The sequence below is a fragment of the Rhizobium sp. R634 genome, from assembly GCF_002211305.1.
GTDB lineage: Bacteria > Pseudomonadota > Alphaproteobacteria > Rhizobiales > Rhizobiaceae > Rhizobium.
The window spans coordinates 221,419-239,038 of the sequence record NZ_LOKW01000026.1; the positions used below are offsets into that span (position 1 = coordinate 221,419).

The 17,620-nt window shown below is 62.1% G+C and carries 21 protein-coding genes and 2 riboswitches; of the genes, 9 read left to right on the plus strand and 12 right to left on the minus strand.

From position 1 onward, the window contains the following. Positions 1–24 precede the first annotated feature (24 nt). The 3 genes from ATY77_RS26420 (at position 25) to sugE (ending at position 1,457) form a co-directional block, all read left to right on the plus strand. Entirely contained in the window at positions 25–498 is a 474-nt protein-coding gene (locus tag ATY77_RS26420) for a GNAT family N-acetyltransferase (RefSeq protein ID WP_088689493.1), read from the plus strand. Positions 499–508: 10 nt separating this feature from the next. Then, on the plus strand, positions 509–976 hold the full coding sequence (locus tag ATY77_RS26425; RefSeq protein ID WP_088674295.1) for a YaiI/YqxD family protein: 468 nt from the start codon (positions 509–511) through the stop codon (positions 974–976). Positions 977–1,142: 166 nt separating this feature from the next. After that, a complete protein-coding gene (gene sugE, locus ATY77_RS26430) occupies positions 1,143–1,457 on the plus strand; it encodes a quaternary ammonium compound efflux SMR transporter SugE (protein WP_088689494.1) in 315 nt (104 codons plus the stop codon). A gap of 41 nt (positions 1,458–1,498) precedes the next feature. On the opposite strand, the gene ATY77_RS26435 is transcribed toward sugE, so the two are convergent. The 7 genes from ATY77_RS26435 to crcB all read right to left on the minus strand — a co-directional run bounded on the left by ATY77_RS26435 (position 1,499) and on the right by crcB (position 7,046). After that, a complete protein-coding gene (locus tag ATY77_RS26435) occupies positions 1,499–1,891 on the minus strand; it encodes a DoxX family protein (RefSeq protein ID WP_088689495.1) in 393 nt (130 codons plus the stop codon). A gap of 160 nt (positions 1,892–2,051) precedes the next feature. Next, complete coding sequence (locus tag ATY77_RS26440; protein ID WP_088689496.1) at positions 2,052–3,584, minus strand: acyl-CoA carboxylase subunit beta; 1,533 nt, start codon at positions 3,582–3,584, stop codon at positions 2,052–2,054. Positions 3,585–3,618: 34 nt separating this feature from the next. After that, positions 3,619–4,077 (minus strand): hypothetical protein, encoded by a 459-nt coding sequence (locus tag ATY77_RS26445; protein WP_088689497.1) that lies wholly within the window; start codon positions 4,075–4,077, stop codon positions 3,619–3,621. Between the two features lie 66 nt (positions 4,078–4,143). Next, entirely contained in the window at positions 4,144–4,929 is a 786-nt protein-coding gene (locus tag ATY77_RS26450; protein WP_088689498.1) for an ATP12 family chaperone protein, read from the minus strand. A 9-nt stretch (positions 4,930–4,938) separates the two neighbouring features. Then, positions 4,939–5,592, minus strand: a complete 654-nt coding sequence (locus tag ATY77_RS26455; RefSeq protein WP_088689499.1) for an HAD-IA family hydrolase — start codon at positions 5,590–5,592, stop codon at positions 4,939–4,941. Next, on the minus strand, positions 5,589–6,581 hold the full coding sequence (locus ATY77_RS26460) for an RluA family pseudouridine synthase (protein WP_088689500.1): 993 nt from the start codon (positions 6,579–6,581) through the stop codon (positions 5,589–5,591). Before ATY77_RS26460 ends, ATY77_RS26455 begins: the two co-directional genes overlap by 4 nt. An 87-nt stretch (positions 6,582–6,668) precedes the next feature. Beyond that, positions 6,669–7,046, minus strand: a complete 378-nt coding sequence (crcB, locus tag ATY77_RS26465) for a fluoride efflux transporter CrcB (protein ID WP_088674287.1) — start codon at positions 7,044–7,046, stop codon at positions 6,669–6,671. A 119-nt stretch (positions 7,047–7,165) separates the two neighbouring features. On the opposite strand from crcB, the gene ATY77_RS26470 reads away from it, so the two are divergent. Next, complete coding sequence (locus ATY77_RS26470) at positions 7,166–7,432, plus strand: hypothetical protein (protein ID WP_038692570.1); 267 nt, start codon at positions 7,166–7,168, stop codon at positions 7,430–7,432. 60 nt (positions 7,433–7,492) lie between these two features. Here the strand turns inward: ATY77_RS26470 and ATY77_RS26475 are convergent, their stop codons facing one another. Both ATY77_RS26475 and ATY77_RS26480 read right to left on the minus strand, forming a co-directional pair. Beyond that, the gene (locus tag ATY77_RS26475; protein WP_088689501.1) at positions 7,493–8,482 is read right to left on the minus strand and encodes a DUF1775 domain-containing protein; all 990 of its coding nucleotides are present in this window, start codon (positions 8,480–8,482) and stop codon (positions 7,493–7,495) included. Between the two features lie 71 nt (positions 8,483–8,553). Beyond that, on the minus strand, positions 8,554–8,934 hold the full coding sequence (locus ATY77_RS26480; RefSeq protein ID WP_088689502.1) for a hypothetical protein: 381 nt from the start codon (positions 8,932–8,934) through the stop codon (positions 8,554–8,556). 159 nt (positions 8,935–9,093) lie between these two features. Further along, positions 9,094–9,182, plus strand: a riboswitch (glycine riboswitch). Between the two features lie 3 nt (positions 9,183–9,185). Then, a riboswitch (glycine riboswitch) is annotated at positions 9,186–9,267 on the plus strand. 75 nt (positions 9,268–9,342) lie between these two features. On the opposite strand from ATY77_RS26480, the gene gcvT reads away from it, so the two are divergent. The 5 genes from gcvT (at position 9,343) to ATY77_RS26505 (ending at position 15,435) form a co-directional block, all read left to right on the plus strand. After that, on the plus strand, positions 9,343–10,479 hold the full coding sequence (gcvT, locus tag ATY77_RS26485; RefSeq protein ID WP_088689503.1) for a glycine cleavage system aminomethyltransferase GcvT: 1,137 nt from the start codon (positions 9,343–9,345) through the stop codon (positions 10,477–10,479). 26 nt (positions 10,480–10,505) lie between these two features. Beyond that, complete coding sequence (gcvH, locus tag ATY77_RS26490) at positions 10,506–10,868, plus strand: glycine cleavage system protein GcvH (protein ID WP_088689504.1); 363 nt, start codon at positions 10,506–10,508, stop codon at positions 10,866–10,868. Continuing rightward, complete coding sequence (gene gcvP, locus ATY77_RS26495) at positions 10,868–13,732, plus strand: aminomethyl-transferring glycine dehydrogenase (protein ID WP_088689505.1); 2,865 nt, start codon at positions 10,868–10,870, stop codon at positions 13,730–13,732. Before gcvH ends, gcvP begins: the two co-directional genes overlap by 1 nt. Positions 13,733–13,941: 209 nt before the next feature. Continuing rightward, the gene (locus ATY77_RS26500; RefSeq protein ID WP_088689506.1) at positions 13,942–14,982 is read left to right on the plus strand and encodes a GH25 family lysozyme; all 1,041 of its coding nucleotides are present in this window, start codon (positions 13,942–13,944) and stop codon (positions 14,980–14,982) included. A 150-nt stretch (positions 14,983–15,132) separates the two neighbouring features. Next, positions 15,133–15,435: a flagellar basal body rod C-terminal domain-containing protein gene (locus ATY77_RS26505; RefSeq protein ID WP_088689507.1), complete on the plus strand. Its 303-nt coding sequence runs from the start codon at positions 15,133–15,135 to the stop codon at positions 15,433–15,435. A 62-nt stretch (positions 15,436–15,497) separates the two neighbouring features. Here the strand turns inward: ATY77_RS26505 and sufA are convergent, their stop codons facing one another. From sufA to ATY77_RS26520, 3 genes are all read right to left on the minus strand, one after another. Next, positions 15,498–15,890 carry a Fe-S cluster assembly scaffold SufA gene (gene sufA, locus ATY77_RS26510; protein ID WP_064685465.1) on the minus strand — a complete coding sequence of 131 codons (393 nt, stop codon included), beginning with the start codon at positions 15,888–15,890 and terminating at the stop codon, positions 15,498–15,500. Between the two features lie 92 nt (positions 15,891–15,982). Beyond that, positions 15,983–16,363 carry an SUF system Fe-S cluster assembly protein gene (locus ATY77_RS26515; RefSeq protein ID WP_004675587.1) on the minus strand — a complete coding sequence of 127 codons (381 nt, stop codon included), beginning with the start codon at positions 16,361–16,363 and terminating at the stop codon, positions 15,983–15,985. Positions 16,364–16,375: 12 nt separating this feature from the next. Continuing rightward, entirely contained in the window at positions 16,376–17,617 is a 1,242-nt protein-coding gene (locus ATY77_RS26520; protein ID WP_088689508.1) for a cysteine desulfurase, read from the minus strand. Positions 17,618–17,620: the final 3 nt, after the last annotated feature.

Below are 17,620 nucleotides of genomic sequence, written 5' to 3' on the forward strand. Positions count from 1 at the left end.
GGCATCCAAACGTGGTTTCTATTCATGGCTCCGACGACTTACACGACCGATCTCAAGGGTTTCGATGAGTTCTCCGCACGGGAACTCTATGATCTCCTGAGAATGCGCGTCGACGTTTTCGTCGTCGAGCAGAACTGCCCGTACCCGGAACTCGACGGCAAGGATATCGATGCCTTGCATCTGCGGCTGCTGGAGGGTGGGCAGTTGCTGGCAGCGGCGCGGATCCTGAAACCGCATGAGCCGCGGGATGCGTCGAAGATCGGCCGCGTGGTCGTCTCGCCTGCCCATCGCGGCAAGCGCCTGGGCGACGCGCTGATGAGCGATGCGATCGCCGTTTGCGAGCGGCTTTATCCGGAAAACCCGATCACCTTGTCGGCGCAGGCCCATCTGCGCCGCTTCTACGAATCCTTCGGCTTTATCGGGACATCGCAGGAATATCTGGAAGACGGCATTCCCCATATCGATATGGTCCGCCAGCCGGCCGCTCAGCCGGCATGAGGATATCGCTATGATCTACGTCGATGCCGATGCCTGCCCGGTGAAGCCGGAAGTCCTGAAGGTCGCGGAGCGCCATGGCCTCGAAGTCACCTTCGTCGCCAATTCCGGCCTGCGGCCTTCGCGCGATCCGATGGTCCATAACGTCATCGTCTCCAACGCCTTCGATGCCGCCGACAATTGGATTGCCGAGCGCGCCGGCGCCGGCGATGTCGTCGTCACCGCCGATGTGCCGCTCGCCGTGCGCTGTGTTGCCGGCGGCGCCTTCGTCAGCGGTCCGACGGGCCGTGTCTTCGACGAGACCAATATCGGCATGGCGAGCGCTATGCGCGATCTCGGCGCGCACCTGCGCGAAACCGGCGAGAGCAAAGGCTACAACGCCGCTTTCAGCCCCAAGGACCGCTCGCGCTTCCTCGAAACCTTCGACCGTCTCTGCCGCCGCGCCAAGAGCCTTTCCAGCGAGGCCGGCGGGCCGCGATGATGCCCGGCCCTGCAAGGCGGCAGGAAACGGGTGGCATGGCAGCCATGCCGATTCCTACCTTGAAGGCGGCCGTCTCCTCGCGCATATAGATGCTATCGCAGACGACTGCGGCATCCGAGGATGCAACGTCGCGGGGACGGCCTCGCTCTTTAATAAGGAGAGGCGCATGGCCTGGATTCTGCTTTTTCTCGCTGGTCTTTTCGAATGTGGCTGGGCGGTCGGTCTTAAATACACCGAAGGCTTCACGCGGCCGCTGCCGACGACGTTGACCGTCATATCCATGGTGGTGAGCATCGTGCTGCTCGGTCTTGCGGTGAAGCACCTGCCGATCGGCACCGCCTACGCGGTCTGGACCGGCATCGGCACGGTCGGCACGGTGATTCTCGGCATCTGGCTGCTCGGCGATTCGGCAAGTGTCTCCCGCCTTGCCTGCATCATGCTGATTGTCGCCGGTATCGCCGGTCTCAAGCTTACAGCTTGATGGGATCCGAGGGGCGTCACCGACGCCCCTCGTTTTATCGTTCAGGCCGTCTTGCGGTTATCGACGGAAAAAGCGCCGGGACCGGCAAAGAACAGATAAAGGAAAACGAAGCAGAACAGGATCGCGGCGTCGCCCTGGTTGACGGCCGGGAAGAAGCTGCTCGGAGCATGCGCCATGAAATAGGCGACCGCCATTTCGCCGGCCAGCAGGAAGGCGACCGGACGCGTCAGCAGGCCGACGAGAATGAGCAGGCCGCCGACCAGTTCCAGAAGGGCCGCGAAAAGCATCAGCGGCGACAATGAGCCCGACATTTGCGAAGCCGGGAAACCGAAAAGCTTCATCGTGCCGTGCTCGATGAACAAGAGCGCGGTGATGATTCTGAGAGCGGCCAGCGCATGGGGGCGATAGGCGGAAAGACGCTCGAAACTTGACATTAAACCTCTCCTTTAAAAGAATAAGAGCCGAGCGTTAGCTTGTCCCCGGTAAGGTTTGAAGACACGGATCACTGACGGCCGTTCACTTTTTCGACAGCGGGAAAGACCTGCTCGACATCAGGTAAACACTTGAGCGAACGGTTCTATTCGCCGACGAATGTCAAAGCGGGATGTTGTCGTGTTTCTTCCAGGGATTGGTGAGGTCCTTGTTGCGCAGCATCTTCAGGCCGCGCGCCAGCCGCCGCCGGGTCGAATGCGGCATGATCACCTCATCGATATAACCGCGCTCGGCCGCGACGAAGGGCGAGAGGAACCGGTCCTCGTACATCTTCGTATGCGCCGCGATCCTTTCCGGATCGGCGATATCTTTGCGGAAGATGATCTCGACCGCGCCTTTAGCGCCCATGACGGCGATCTGCGCCGTCGGCCAGGCATAATTCAGGTCGCCGCGCAGATGCTTCGACGCCATCACGTCATAGGCGCCGCCGAAAGCCTTGCGGGTGATGACGGTGAGTTTCGGCACCGTCGCTTCGGCATAGGCGAAGAGCAGCTTGGCGCCGTGCTTGATAAGCCCGCCATATTCCTGTGCTGTGCCGGGCAGAAAACCCGGTACGTCGACGAAAGTAACGATCGGAATGTTGAAGCAGTCGCAGAAGCGCACGAAGCGCGCCGCCTTGCGTGAGGCGTCGCTGTCGAGCACGCCGGCAAGCACCATCGGCTGATTGGCGACGAAGCCGACCGTCGAACCCTCGATACGCCCGAAACCGCAGACGATATTCTTGGCAAAGCTCGCCTGGATCTCGAAGAAATCCCCCTCGTCCGCCACCTTCTGGATCAGTTCCTTGATGTCATAGGGTTTGTTCGCATTGGCGGGGATCAGCGTGTCCAGCGAATTGTCCGTCTCAGTCACCGACTGGTAACATTCGATTTCCGGCACCGGCGACGTGTTCGACTGCGGCAGGAAATCGATGAGCCGGCGCACCTGCAGCAGCGTATCGACATCATTGTCATAGGCGCCGTCGGCAATCGACGAGCGCGTCGTATGCACGGTGGCGCCGCCAAGCTCTTCCGCCGTCACGGTCTCGTTGGTCACGGTCTTCACCACATCGGGACCGGTGACGAACATGTAGGACGTATCGCGCACCATGAAGATGAAATCGGTCATGGCGGGCGAATAGACGTCGCCGCCCGCGCACGGCCCCATGATGACGGATATCTGCGGAATGACGCCTGAGGCCAGCACATTGCGCTGGAAGACCTCGGCATAGCCGCCGAGTGCGGCGACACCCTCCTGGATGCGCGCCCCGCCCGCGTCATAGATGCCGATGATCGGCGCACGGTTCTTCAGCGCCATATCCTGCACCTTGATGATCTTCTCGGCATGCGCTTCCGAAAGCGAGCCGCCGAAGACGGTGAAGTCCTTGGCGAAGACGAAGACCGTGCGGCCGTTGACCGTGCCCCAGCCGGTAACGACGCCGTCGCCGGCGATACGGCTCTTATCCATGCCGAAATCGGTGGAGCGATGTTCGACGAACATGTCGAACTCTTCAAAGGAGCCCTCGTCGAGGAAGAGATCGATGCGTTCGCGCGCCGTCAGCTTGCCGCGCTTGTGCTGGGCGTCGATGCGCTCCTTGCCGCCGCCGAGGCGGGCGACGCCGCGGCGGCGTTCCAGTTCTTCGAGAATTTCCTTCATGCGATCTCCCCTCGCCGCTCCGTGGTCGATGTGGTTAGCGGCTGCGTCCGCTGAGTGAGAAAACCGAGCGAATGCGTGCGGCGACATCCTCGGCCATGATCTCGTCGGCAAGCTTCGGGTCGGCTGCCATGCTGGTGACGTCGAACGCGCTGACGGCGATCACCGAGCCGTCTTCGACCGAGGCCGCGTCTATGCTGATTTTCGCAACGTTGCGGTCTTTCTGAAAGCCGAGCCCCTTCTGGATCGACACCACGCGGATCGTCAGCACCACCCGCGGCAGCACGGTGTCGCGCACGGTTGCGTTGATTGCGGCATTGACGCGGTCATTGATGCCGGAAAGCAATTCGGCCGGCATGTTCGGGCCTGAGAGAACGACGGCGCTTCGAACGTCGTAAAGCGGCGCCTCCGGCTTGTTGGCCGAGAAGCTGACGCAGGCCGTGAGCGCAATGCAGATCAGTGCGGCCCGGCAGAAACACGACCTCAGCCAATTCATTGCAAAATCCCGCACTCTCCATTGGAGTCGCAGATTTCGTCATAATGCCTGGGAAGGCAATATGTTTCAGGCGCTTAGGGCGAAAAAAACATCCGCCGCCGCCTTGAACTCGGCAAAGCGCTTGGCGCGGCGCTCCTCGGCTTCCTCGTCGCTCCCCCAATGCTCGATGGTCCAGTCCTCGTCGAGATGGGCAAGCGACCACGCCTCCTCCATCGTCACCCGGCCTTCGGCGAAGGCGAGCGCCAGGATCGCCGACCCCGTCAACGTCGTGATCGTGTGAAGAGCGGCGAGCGCCATCGGGCTCTCATGCCGCTTGAGCGTGACGGCGAAGGCGGCCGTCGCCTCGCGCGGCTGTTCGTGATGCATCACGCCTTCGACGAGAATGAAGCGGGCGCCGAGATCGTTGGCCGCCCAGTCGATGACGGGGTCCCAGCGCTCGGCCTGGCGCTCGACCAGCCGTTCCGGCCCTTCGGCGCGGTAGCAGATGAGGTCGGTCGAGGAAAAGCGCAGAATATCCTCGAAGATCGCCTGCGTATTGGTGGCGATCCCGTCGATTGCGGTGTTGACCAGCCGCGTGACCGGCATGGTGACCGGGTCGATGACCTCGCTCTGGGCCTCCCATTCCGCGGCGACGAGCCTTGCAAGCGCCTCGGTCGGCACGGCAAGGGCCTGCCGCGCCGGCGTGCGCACCAGCTTGCCGTCGAGTGTGATCGCAAAACCATCCTCGTGCTCGGCGACGGCGACCTCGGAATAGAAACGCTTCGGCAGCGGCTTCTTCATCTGGATCTGCGCGCGGCGGATGGGGTCGGGATGGCTCAGTCCCTCGGAAAGATCGTTCAGAAGATCGCGCATGGCGTCACCTCAGGAAAAATGGCGCAATATCTCGTTCGGATGATAGGCGATCGCATCGGCGCCGTTGGCGATCAGCTCATCCACGCTGGCATAGCCCCAGGCAACGCCGATCGCCTTGGCGCCGGCAGCCTTTGCCATCTGCATATCGTAAACCGCATCGCCGATGACAATGGCATCGCGCGCATTCATGCCGGTTTCGTCACAGCATTCCGTGACCATCGCCGGATGCGGCTTGGAGGGGCAGTCGTCGGCCGTGCGCGCAACGGTGAAATATTTGTCGAATCCGTGGGTCTCCATCACCAGATTCAGCCCGCGCCGGGATTTTCCCGTCACCGCCCCGATCAGCAGATCCTCGCGCCCGGTGATCGCATCGATCATCTCGCGGATGCCGGGAAACAGCGGTTCCCTGTAGTCGAGATCCTGGCGCACGACCGAGAACAGCGATTTGTAATGCGCCGTCATCTCGATGTCTTCCTGCTCGACATGCGGCTTGCCCTGCATGCGGGCGATCGCGATATCGAGAGACAGGCCGATAATGGCCTTGGTATCCTCAAATCGCGGTTCCTGCTTGCCGAACTTTTCGAAGGTGCGGCGCATGGTTTCGTGGATCAGCCCGGCGCTGTCCACCAGCGTGCCGTCGCAATCGAAAAGCGCGAGTTTCATTCGCTATCCCTTTCGGCGCCGGCAAGGTCGAGACCAAGAAGGTTCCAGGTCTGCACCATATGCGGCGGCAGCGGCGCGCTGACGCGCAGCCGCCCGCCCGATGGATGCGGGATGTCGATGTGGCGCGCGTGAAGATGCAGCTTCTTCTGGATGCCGCCGGGGAAAGGCCAGTTCGGATCGTCGTCGAAATATTTCGGATCGCCGATGATCGGGTGGCCGATATGCAGGGCATGCACACGCAGCTGGTGGGTACGGCCGGTATACGGCTCCATTTCAAGCCATGCGAGATTCTGCGCCGCCGTCTCCAGCACGCGGTAGAAGGAAATCGCATGGTCGGCGCCGTCTTCACCGTGTTTGGCGATGCGCATGCGGTCGCCATCGGCGGTTGGCTCCTTGACGAGCCAGGTCGAGATCTTGTCCTCGTGCTTGCGCGGCACGCCCTTGACCAGCGCCCAATAGGTTTTCTTGGTGTCGCGCTCGCGGAAGGCGGCGGTCAGCTTCTGTGCGGCGCCGCGGGTGCGGGCGATAACAAGAACGCCCGAGGTGTCGCGGTCGAGGCGGTGAACGAGCCGCGGCTTTTCGCCCTTCGGGCTGGTCCAGGCTTCGAGCATCTGGTCGATATGCCGGGCCACACCGGAGCCGCCCTGCACCGCAATACCGGGCGGCTTGTTGAGCACGATCACCTTTTCGTCCTCATGCAGCACCATGCGCGACAGGAGTTCGAAATCGCTGGAATGCTTGAGATCCTTGCCGGCGATCGGACCGGATTTCAGCTTCGCATCGACATCCAGCGGCGGCACGCGCACCATCTGGCCGGGCTGCACGCGCGCATCGGACTTCACACGTCCGCCATCGACGCGCACCTGGCCGGAGCGCAAGAGCTTCTGCAGCGGCCCGAAGCCGAGCCCGGGAAAATGCACCTTGAACCAGCGATCGAGCCGCATGCCCGCTTCGTCGGGTTCAACCTTGATATGTTCTATGCCAGCCATGAACGGCCTTTCGGAAATTGCAGCGCGGCCAAGCCGGCGTTCTTGCCGGAGCCTTTAGAGCATTTTCATCGAAAACGGAAACCGGAATCAGACCAAAGCGCGCATGATGGCGAGCCCGGCGAACACCGCCGCCATCGAAAGGCCGACGCTGGCTGCGATATAGATGCCGCCGGCGACCGCCTCGCCGCCCTCGAACAGCGAGATGGCGTCGAGCGAGAAGGCAGAAAAAGTGGTGAAGCCGCCGAGGAAGCCGGTGATGAGCAGCAGGCGCAGTTCCGTCGAGGCGTTGAATTTTCGCGCGATCAGTTCCGCAAAGACACCGATGACGAAGCAGCCGACGACATTGACGGCGAGCGTGCCCCAGGGAAACGCCGGCCCCATGAGCTTCAGCGCCCATCGGCCGACATAATATCTGAGCACGGAACCGATAGCGCCGCCGACGGCGACGAGGAGAGCCTGGATCATGGGCGGAACATCCTGACCTGAGAACGCTTTCAACGTGACGGAATAAATTCTTATAATTCAGTAAAATGCCAGAGGTTTTCTTATGCTGGCGCCAAGATCCTGCCGGTTACTGTGCCGGCATGACCCAGCTCCTTTCCATTTCGGCAAATACCGCTGCTATTGCCGCTGAAACGCTGAGAATACCGCAGCGTGTCGCCAACAGCACCGCCGCGCGCGAATCTCGCCGTCTCGCGGACCGGCAACTGAAGGCCGAAAGCACCGAAGGGGTGGACGACCCCTCCAGCATCATTCAATCGACCGAAGTGGCGCTCGACCTGATGACGAAGGGCAACCGCCAGCCGCAGGCCGGCCTGAAGCAGGCGCTGCAATCCTACGAAGATTTCTGAAGCAACTGCCTCCAACGAAAAGCCCGCGTCGCGGGCTTTTCTGTTTTGATCAGTTTCCGCTCACTTGCCCTGAGCCGACAGCACCTGCAGCACCAGGTCGATCTTGCCGGCCTTCTCGAAGGTCAGCGTCACCGGCACCGTGTCGCCCTGCTTGAACGGCGTCTTCACCTTCTGGAACATCAGATGCAGGTTGCCGGGCTCGAGCTTCACGGTCTCACCCGCAGCAATGGCGATGCCGTCCTTCAACTGGCGCATCCGCATGACGTTGTCCTTGGTCACCATCTCATGGATCTGAACTTCGCCGGCCACGGGCGACGATACCGATAGAAGGCGGTCATCTGTTTTGCCGTCGTTCTTCACCGTGAAAAAGCCGCCGCCGACCGGCTGGCCGGGCAGCATCGCTTTGGCGAAGGCGCCGGAGATTTCCAGATCGCCGGCTTTGACCGCCTCGCCGGCCGGCGCGGCAGCTGACATACCGGTCATATCCATGCTGGCCATGTCGCCATGGTCGTGATCCTCGCCGGCGACCACTTTCAAGATCGGCGCCGGGCTTTTGAGGCTATGGGAATCGCCGCCGTCCTTCGCGACCTGATCCCAAGCCTCGACCGCCTCGCCGCACATCTGCGTCACCGGAAAGGCGAGCGCTGTGCCGGCCTCAACGCCCGAAACCCTACCCTGGATGACGAAGGTATCGTAGAAGTCGTCGGAGAGGTCGCCGTTCTTCCACCGCACCTCGACCGCGCCTGTTTTCACCTTGTCGCCATGATTGTCGTAGGTCTTCTGGTAATCGCCCTTGATCACCTCGAGCTCCCAGCCGGCCTTCGGTTGCGGCTTGGCGAAGACGAAGCCTTCCGGCAGCTTGACCCGCACCTCGGTGGTTGCCTTGCCGTCGCAGCCATGCGGGACCTGCAGCGTCGCGAGAATGGTGCTTTCCTGCGTCGCTTCCTTATCGAGGAAGCTCACATGCGCCTCCGCGCCGGCTGCTACGCAGGCGGAAAGAAGGGCGGCGAGCCCCAAGGTCTTGATAGTCTGTGTTTCGATCGTTTTCATCGGATATCTCCTCGCCGGCCTCGGCCTTCTCTAAGGCGAACCGGCTGTTGCGTTCTGATTGCGAGGGAAAATCAGACGAGGATGGGAGGCGCGCGAGAATTCGCCCGGCTGACGGCACTTGCCCCGGCAACGGCGGCGGTCTCGATCGGCGCGTTGACGAGCGAGGCGACTTTGCGCCCGAGCCATGAGCCCGCATCGGGCGTCGGCAACATGACCGAAGCCGACAACCGGCAGACTTCGCAATTCGGTTTGAAGGCGGCCGTCTTGCCATCGTCGTCCTTTGCCGTCACGCAGAGGGACGCAAAGGTGCCGTCGGGCAGCATATAGGCGGCGGCGTCATAACCATCTGAAGCGAGGGCTTGTGGCGGCCGGTGGGCAACGCCAAGGAAAAGCAGGCTCAGTGCGCAAAGCATGCGCAGGAAGAGCGTCGCTTTTAGTCCGGTCTGCCGCATGAGATCCCCTTCAACAGCATGTCGCGATAGCCGGTTTCGCACCCGAATGCAAAAGCAGATTTGCTTGAGATCACGGGCTTACCCCCGGCTGTGGCGACAAAAATTTGTCAGGTCACGACATTTGGTCTTGCCAAGCGCCGTACCCACCGGATAATTGCGCCAACCATGTTGGGAGAATCCGGTGCTTTCGCCACCGGTGCCGAAGGAGCAACCGCCCCGGAAACTCTCAGGCAAAAGGACCAGCAAGGGGCAGACGGAACTCTGGAGAGAAGCGTTCTCGAAACGCTCGCCGAAGGGATAACAATCTCAGGCGTCAAGGACAGAGGGGGCTCAGGAGAGAAGCGCGCAATCGCGCCTTCAGATTTGAGCCCGCGCCTTTGAGAGAGGCGCAAACCCCGGAGGCGTCTTTTGGACGATAATGCTGCCCTGAAGAAAACCCCGCTGCATGCCCTGCATCTTTCGCTCGGCGCCCGTATGGTGCCGTTCGCGGGTTATGACATGCCGGTCCAATATCCCGCCGGCGTCATGAAGGAACATCTCCAGACCCGCACCGCAGCCGGTGTCTTCGATGTCTCCCACATGGGGCAGGTCATCGTGAAGGCGAAATCCGGCAGCTACGAGGACGCAGCGCTTGCGCTCGAAAGCCTGGTCCCCGTCGATATCCTCGGCCTGGCCGAAGGCCGCCAGCGCTACGGCTTCTTTACCGACGAGACCGGCGGCATTCTCGACGATCTGATGATCACCCATCTCGACGACCATCTTTTCGTCGTCGTCAACGCCGCCTGCAAAGAGGCCGATCTCGCCCATCTGCAAGCCCATATCGGCGACCGTTGCGATATCACTCTCCTGAACCGCGCCCTGATCGCGCTGCAGGGACCGCGCGCCGTCGAGGTTCTCGCTGAACTCTGGGCCGACGTCGCGGCGATGAAATTCATGGACGTGCGCCACTGCCGCCTGCATGACGTTTCCTGTCTGGTCTCGCGGTCCGGCTACAGCGGTGAAGATGGCTTCGAAATCTCGGTTCCATCAGACAAGGCCGAGGATGTCGCCATGCGGTTGCTCGAGCATCCCGACGTCCAGGCGATCGGTCTCGGCGCCCGAGATTCTCTGCGTCTGGAAGCCGGTCTCTGCCTCTATGGCAACGATATCGACACCACGACCTCGCCGGTCGAAGCGGCCCTCGAATGGGCCATGCAGAAGGCGCGGCGCTCCGCCGGCGCGCGCGCCGGCGGCTTCCCCGGCTCCGGCCGCATCCTGTCCGAACTCGAAAATGGCGCTGCGCGCCGCCGCGTCGGCCTGAAGCCGGAGGGCAAGGCGCCGGTGCGCGGCCATGCCAAGCTCTATGCCGATGCCGAGGGCAAAACCGAAATCGGCGAAGTCACCTCGGGCGGCTTCGGGCCTTCCGTCGAAGGCCCCGTCGCCATGGGTTATGTGCCGGTATCCCACGCTGCCGTAGGCACTCAGGTCTATGCCGAAGTCCGCGGCAAGTTCCTGCCTGTTGCCATCTCCGCCCTGCCCTTCGTCAAGCCGACCTACAAACGTTGAACCCTGTTTTCCGAGAGGATATTTCCATGCTGAAATTTACCGCTGAACATGAATGGCTCGAGCTCGACGGCGATGTCGCGACCGTCGGCATCACCACCTTTGCCGTCGAACAGCTCGGCGATCTCGTCTTCGTCGAGCTGCCGGAAGTCGGCAAGAGCTTCGCGAAGAACGACGACGCCGCGACCGTCGAATCCGTCAAGGCTGCCTCCGAAGTCTATTGTCCGCTCGACGGCGAAATCACCGAGGTCAACGAGGCGATCGTCGCCGATCCCTCACTCGTTAACTCCGATCCGCAGGGCGCCGGCTGGTTCTTCAAGCTGAAGCTCAAAAATCGTGCCGATGCCGACAGCCTGCTCGACGAGGCCGCCTATAAGGAGCTCATCGCGTAATGACGACGCCGACCGAATTCCAGTTCACCGACTATCAGCCCTACGACTTCGCCAATCGCCGCCACATCGGCCCCTCGCCGGCTGAAATGAGCGATATGCTGAAGGTGATGGGCTATAACAGCCTCGATGGCCTGATCGACGCCACTTTGCCGCCCGCGATCCGCCAGAAGGCGCCGCTTGTCTGGGGCGCGCCGATGACCGAGCGCGAGGCGCTCGACAAGCTGCGCGAGACCGCCAACAAGAACAAGGTGCTGGTCTCGCTGATCGGCCAGGGCTACTACGGCACGATCACGCCGCCGGTAATCCAGCGCAACATCCTTGAGAACCCTGCCTGGTACACGGCCTATACGCCCTACCAGCCGGAGATCAGCCAGGGCCGCCTGGAGGCACTACTCAACTATCAGACGATGATCTGCGACTTGACCGGCCTCGATGTCGCCAATGCCTCGCTGCTCGACGAGGCGACGGCCGCCGCCGAAGGCATGGCAATGGCCGAGCGCGTCTCCAAGTCGAAGGCCAAGGCCTTCTTCGTCGATGCCGACTGCCATCCGCAGACCATTGCCTTGATCCGCACCCGCGCCGAGCCGCTCGGCTGCAGCGTCATCGTCGGCAATCCCTTCACCGATCTCGATCCCGTCGACGTGTTCGGGGCGATCTTCCAGTATCCCGGCACCCATGGCCACGTGCATGATTTCACCGGCCTGATCGCACGCCTGCACCAGGCCGGCGCCATATCAGTGGTCGCGGCCGATATCCTGGCGCTGACGCTGCTGAAATCGCCCGGCGAAATGGGCGCCGACATCGCCGTCGGCTCCTCGCAGCGCTTCGGTGTCCCGGTCGGCTACGGCGGCCCGCATGCGGCCTATATGGCGGTCAAGGATGCCATCAAGCGCTCCATGCCCGGCCGCCTCGTTGGCGTCTCCGTCGATGCCCGCGGTAACCGTGCCTACCGACTGTCGCTGCAGACCCGCGAGCAGCATATCCGCCGCGAGAAGGCGACGTCGAACATCTGCACCGCACAGGTGCTGCTTGCCGTCATGGCCTCGATGTATGCGGTCTTCCACGGGCCCGATGGCATCAAGGCGATCGCCCAGCAGGTGCACCAGAAGGCCGTGCTGATGGCCAAGGGCCTGGAGAGGCTCGGCTATAAGGTTGAACCCGAAAGCTTCTTCGACACGATCACCGTCGATGTCGGCCACATGCAGGGCCTCATCCTGCGCGCAGCCGTCGCCGAAGGCGTCAATCTACGCAAGGTCGGCGAGACGAAGATCGGCATGAGCCTCGACGAGCGCACGCGACCGGCCACGCTGGAGGCCGTCTGGCGCGCCTTCGGCGGCAATTTCGCCATCGCCGATTTCGAGCCGTCCTACCGCCTGCCGAAGGATTTGCTGCGCACCAGCGACTACCTCTCGCATCCGATCTTCCATATGAACCGCGCCGAAAGCGAGATGACGCGTTATATCCGCCGGCTCTCCGACCGCGATCTGGCGCTCGACCGCTCGATGATCCCGCTCGGCTCCTGCACGATGAAGCTCAACGCGACGGCGGAAATGCTGCCGATCACATGGCCGGAATTTTCCGATATCCATCCCTTCGTGCCTGTTGATCAGGCGCTCGGCTATCGCGAGATGCTCGACGACCTGACGGAAAAGCTTTGCGCCGTCACCGGTTACGACGCCTTCTCGATGCAGCCCAATTCCGGCGCGCAAGGCGAATATGCCGGCCTGCTGACCATCCGCAATTACCATATCGCCAATGGCGAGGGTCATCGCGACGTTTGCCTGATCCCGACGTCGGCGCACGGCACCAATCCGGCCTCGGCCCAGATGGTCGGCATGAAGGTGGTGGTCGTCAAGGTGCGCGAGAATGGCGACATCGACATGGAGGATTTCCGCGCCAAGGCGGAGGAACATGCGGCAAACCTTTCCTGCTGCATGATCACCTATCCCTCGACGCACGGCGTCTTCGAGGAGACGGTCAAGGAAATCTGCGATCTCGTGCATATCAAGGGCGGCCAGGTCTATCTCGACGGCGCCAACATGAACGCCATGGTCGGCCTGTCCCGCCCTGGTGACATCGGCTCCGACGTCTCGCACCTCAACCTGCACAAGACGTTCTGCATCCCGCATGGCGGCGGCGGCCCGGGCATGGGTCCGATCGGCGTCAAGGCCCATCTGGCGCCCCACCTGCCAGGCCATCCGGAAACGGACGGCCGTCCGGGCGCGGTTTCGGCCGCGGCCTTCGGCTCGGCATCGATCCTGCCGATTTCCTGGAGCTACTGCCTGATGATGGGCGGCGAAGGCCTGACGCAGGCCACCAAGGTGGCGATCCTGAACGCCAACTACATCGCCGCCCGGCTGAAGGGCGCCTATGACGTGCTCTACAAGTCGAAGACCGGCCGCGTCGCGCACGAATGCATCATCGACACCCGCCCGCTGGTCGACAGCTCAGGCGTCACCGTCGACGATGTTGCCAAGCGCCTGATCGACTGCGGGTTCCATGCGCCGACCATGAGCTGGCCGGTTGCCGGCACGCTGATGATCGAACCGACGGAAAGCGAGACCAAGGCCGAGCTCGACCGTTTCTGCGAGGCGATGCTGGCGATCCGCGAGGAAGCCCGCGCCATCGAAGAAGGCCGCATGGACAAGCTCGACAACCCGCTGAAGAACGCGCCGCACACCGTCGAAGACCTCGTCGGCGAATGGAACCGGCCCTACAGCAGAGAGCAGGCCTGCTTCCCGCCCGGCGCCTTCCGCGTCGACAAATACTGGTCTCCGGTCAACCGCGTCGACAACGTCTACGGCGACCGCAACCTGATCTGCACCTGCCCGCCGGTCGAAAGCTACGCCGAGGCGGCGGAATAACATAAATTCGGCAGGCCCCTCTCACGGATTGAGAGGGGCTGCTTGCGCGTCGCGCCTGTCATGCACTGCACGAACCCGGGCGACATCCGTTTCGGAGCATAGGGTTCAAATTTAACCTTTCTTAGCAAGTCTCTGTTAGCAATTCGAAATGGGCGGTTTCCATTCATCATGGATGTTGCCGCTGATCTCTGTTTTGCGTGCGGGTTCTTATGCGTCCATCGGCTGTGCCAGCAATTCTCCTCGCCACCCTGATCCTCTCGGGATGCGCCGCCAGTTCCGGCGCCGAAGATGTGCTCACCCCTGTGGCGTCGACGGAAACGACCAATGCGATCACGAAGCCCAGCGGCCCGATCCCGGCTGCTGCCGTGGGTGATGCCGCCCCACAGGCAAGCGCGCCGCAGCAGGCGCTGAGCTGGACAGGGCCTATTCCGGAGCCGCAGGCGCTGGTGCCCGCGGAAAGGCCGGTCGGCATGCCGATGCCGACGGAAAGACCCGTCGCGATGCTCATGCCCGACAACCCGGCGATCGATCCTGGTGCCGGGATGAAATCGCCGTCGCGCGGGCGGATCTACGGCCACCGTTTCCGCGACGCCAAGCCGATCAACTTTGGTAGAACCTCGCCGAGAAATCTGGCCGTGCACGGCGTCGACGTATCGCGCTGGCAGGGCGAGATCGACTGGGAAACGCTGCGAAAGCAAGGTGCGAACTTCGTCTACATCAAGGCGACAGACGGTGGCGATCATCTCGACCCCATGTTCAAGAAGAACTGGCGTCGCGCCAAGGAAGCCGGCCTGAAACATGGCGCCTATCACTTCTTCTACTGGTGCCGGACAGCCGGCGAACAGGCTGACTGGTTCATCCGCAACGTGCCGAGAGAAGCAAACGCGCTTCCGCCCGTCATCGACGTCGAATGGAACGGCGAATCGAGCTGCAAGCGGCGTATTTCGCCCGCCCGCGTCCGGGAAAAGATGCAGGTGTTCATGGACAAGCTGGAGCGCCATTACGGCCAGCGCCCGATCATCTACACGGCGCCGGATTTCTACCGCGACAATTTGAAGGGCCAGATGCTCGACTATCCCTTCTGGCTGCGCTCGGTCGCGGCCCACCCCTCCAAGGTCTATCCCGGCCGCAAGTGGGTCTTCTGGCAATATTCCGGTTCGGGTCTTTCTGACGGCGTCGACGGCAAGATCGATCTCAACGTCTTCAACGGCAGCGAAAGCGATTGGCACGACTGGGTGGCGTCGCGATAGCAAGCCGGTCACGGCTCCCTTCTTGTCTCAGTCCGGAACAGGTGGGGCGGTGTGATCTCCGTGCCCGTAGATCTTTGCTAACGCAACGCCTTCAGCATTCCCTAAGCCATTGCGGGTACAAGCATTCCATTCAGATCTGGGGAACGGCTGATGAGCATATCGGGCATTACCAACATTGCTCTTTCGGGAATGCGGGCGCAGACGACGCGGATCGGCGCAATCGCCAGCAATGTTGCAAACAGCAGCACGCCCGACTATGCCAGACTGAACACCAGCCTCACCTCCACAGAGCCGGGCGTTCGCGCCACTTTTGAAGCGACGTCGTCGGACGTGGACCTCGCCACCGAGCTGACCGATATGCTCCAGGCCGAGCAAAGCTACAAGGCGAACGCCGTCGTCTTCGAAACCGGCGCCGACTTGTGGGAAATGCTGATGAGCATCAAGCGCGACTGAGCGCGCGCTCCTAAGAGAGGTCGCGCCCTAGCTCGGCCGAAATTTTCCGCAGTCGCGATTCTTTAGGAATGCGCCGGTTCGCTCTGGCGCTGTGCGGCAAGGGCCGCAAGGTCGGCGGGCTTCAGTTCGACGGATTCGCCGCAGCCACAAGCCGATGTCTGGTTCGGGTTGGTGAAAGTGAAGCCTGAACGGAGCGTCGTCTGCTCGAAGCCCATCTCGGTGCCGAGCAGATAGAGCACGGCCGATGGTTCGACCCAGACCTTGGCGCCGTCGCGCTCGATCAGATCGTCCTTGGCATTGGGTTCGGTCACCAGGTCGATGGTATATTCCATCCCGGCGCAGCCACCCTTCTTGATGCCGACGCGAACGCCCTTGGCCTCCGGGCCGGAATTTTCGACGATCGCCTTGACGCGGGCCGCGGCACCGTCCGTCATGCTCATCACTGCAAAGCCCATCGGATTTTTCTCCTTCCGCAACCGGGGTCAAGATCCGGCGCTTCGTGATTCAAAATGTAGTCGCGCTGGGTAAACGGATCAATAGCAGCGCATCAATACCAGCCGACAGCGACCTGCGCCTCTTCGGACATGCGGTCCGGCGTCCACGGCGGATCGAAGGTCATTTCGACCTCGACACCGGACACGCCTTCGACGGCGCCGACGGCATTTTCGACCCAGCCGGGCATCTCGCCGGCCACCGGGCAGCCGGGGGCTGTCAGCGTCATCATGATTTTCACCATCCGGTCGTCTTCGATATCGATCTTATAGATCAGACCGAGTTCGAAGATGTCGGCCGGGATTTCCGGATCGTAGACGGTTTTCAGCGCTCCAATGACGTCGTCGCTCAGCCGCGCCAGTTCATCGGCCGGGATGCTGGAATGCACGATGCCCTCGCGCACGTCGATCTTTTGTTCGCTTTCGTCCAGGCTCATTAAGGACACTCCTCAGGCAAAGAACTTGCGCGCATATTCCAGCGCATCGGCCAGCGCATCGACCTCGGCGCGGGTATTGTACATGCCGAAGGATGCACGGCATGTGGAGGTGACGCCGAAGCGTTTCAAGAGCGGCATGGCGCAATGCGTGCCGGCGCGCACAGCCACACCCTGCCGGTCGATCACCATCGAGACGTCGTGGGCATGAATGCCTGCGAGTTCGAAGGAAAAGATGCTTCCCTTATCGGGTGCCGTCCCGAACATCCGCAGCGAGTTCACCGATCTGAGACGCTCGGCGGCATAGGCGGCAAGATCGGCCTCATGGCGGGCGATCGCTTCCCGGCCGATCTTCTCCATGTAGTCGAGGGCGTAACCCAGGCCGATCGCCTGCACGATCGGCGGCGTGCCGGCTTCGAAGCGATGCGGCGGATCATTATAGGTGACCACATCCTCGGCAACCTCGAAGATCATCTCGCCGCCACCCTGGAAGGGACGCATTTGCGAAAGCCGTTCCTTCTTGCCGTAGAGCACGCCGATGCCGGACGGGCCGTAGAGCTTGTGACCGGTCATCACATACCAGTCGCAATCGATGTCCTGCACGTCGACCGGCAGGTGCACGGCGCCCTGGCTGCCGTCGATCAGCACGGGAATGCCGCGCTCATGCGCGATGCGGCAGACCTCCTTGACGGGAACGATCGTGCCGAGCGCATTCGACATATGGGTGATTGCGACGAGCTTGGTGCGCTCCGTCAGGCTCTTCTCGAATTCCTCGATATGGAAGGCGCCCTCGTCGTCGACGGGAACCCAGACCAGCTTGGCGCCCTGCCGCTCGCGAATGAAATGCCAAGGCACAATGTTGGAGTGGTGCTCCATGATCGTTAGAACGATCTCGTCGCCCTCGCCAATCTTCGGCATACCCCAGCCATAGGCGACGGTGTTGATCGCTTCCGTCGAATTCTTGGTGAAGACGATGTCGTTGACCGAAGGCGCGTTCAGGAAGCGGCGCACCTTCTCGCGCGCCGCCTCGTAGGCATCCGTTGCCGCATTGGAGAGATAGTGCAGCCCGCGATGCACATTGGCATATTCGTGGCTGTAGGCATGTGAGATGGCGTCGATCACCACCTGCGGCTTCTGCGCCGATGCGCCGTTGTCGAGATAGACCAGCGGCTTGCCATGCACCTTTTCCGCAAGGATCGGAAAATCCCTGCGGATGGCTTCGACGTCGTATTGTGTGGCCGGTGCTATCTTGTCCATGGC